Raw genomic sequence first — 902 nt, 5'->3', positions numbered from 1 at the left:
CTGGCGCTCGGCGGCGGGCTCGGCGCGGCCGCGCTCGCCATCGCGCTGCCGGGCCTCGGCGCGAAGGGGCTCGCCGCGCTGATGGGCCTCGGCGCGATCGGCGCCCTGATGCTGCTCACGCGCCGCCCGGTCGAGGTGCTGGCCGGCTTCGCGGTGCTCGCGCTCACCTACAACCGGCAATACTTCCATCCCTTCGCGGCCCTGACGGGAACGCCCGCCGGGCAGGGGCTGTTCTGGATCCCAGCCGACCCGCTGCTGCTCGCGCTGGCGATGACGATCGTCGCCGAGCACGCGCTGGGGCGGGCGCCGGCGGCATGGGCCACGCCCTTCCCCACCTGGCCGGTGCAGCCGCTGCTGGCCGCCTGCCTGGTCTCGACGCTCGCCGCCGACCGTATGGACCTCGCCGCGGCCGAGACGCTGCGCGTCGCGAAGTTCGCGCTGGTGCTCGCGCTGCTCGCGCGACGGATGGACGCGGCGCTGTGGCGCACGCTGGCGGGCGCGCTGGCCGTCGCGGTGCTGGCGCAATCCGGGCTGGGCGTGCTGCAGGTGGCATTCCGCGCCGGGGACAGCCTGCTCGCGACCTTCGGCGGCACGCCCGAGACCCTGGCGGAGGGGTTCGAGAACCGCGCGCGCGGCTCCATGGGGCATCCGAACATCCTCGCACCCTGGCTGCTCATGCTCGCGCCGGGCGCCTTCGGCCTCGCGCTGTTCTCGCGCAGCCGGGTGCTGCGGGCGATGGGGCTCGTCGTCACGCTCGCCGCCATTGCGGGCATCTTCGCGGCCAAGTCGCGCGCGCCGGGGGTGCTGCTGCTCGCGGCACTCGGCTGCGTGGCACTCGTGGCGCTGGCGCTGCGCGCGCTGCCGGCGCGGGCCGCGGCGGGCGGGGCGATCTGGGGGCTGCT

The 902-nt window shown here is 76.5% G+C and carries 1 protein-coding gene; it reads left to right on the top strand.

From position 1 onward, the window contains the following. Positions 1 to 902: hypothetical protein (locus HW577_RS25725; protein ID WP_198378914.1), on the top strand; the 902-nt coding region annotated here is incomplete at both ends.

Source organism: Neoroseomonas rubea (assembly GCF_016106015.1).
GTDB classification, from domain to species: domain Bacteria; phylum Pseudomonadota; class Alphaproteobacteria; order Acetobacterales; family Acetobacteraceae; genus Neoroseomonas; species Neoroseomonas rubea.
The sequence above is the reverse complement of the archived record's forward strand: the minus strand, read 5'-3'. Positions and strand labels throughout refer to the sequence as shown.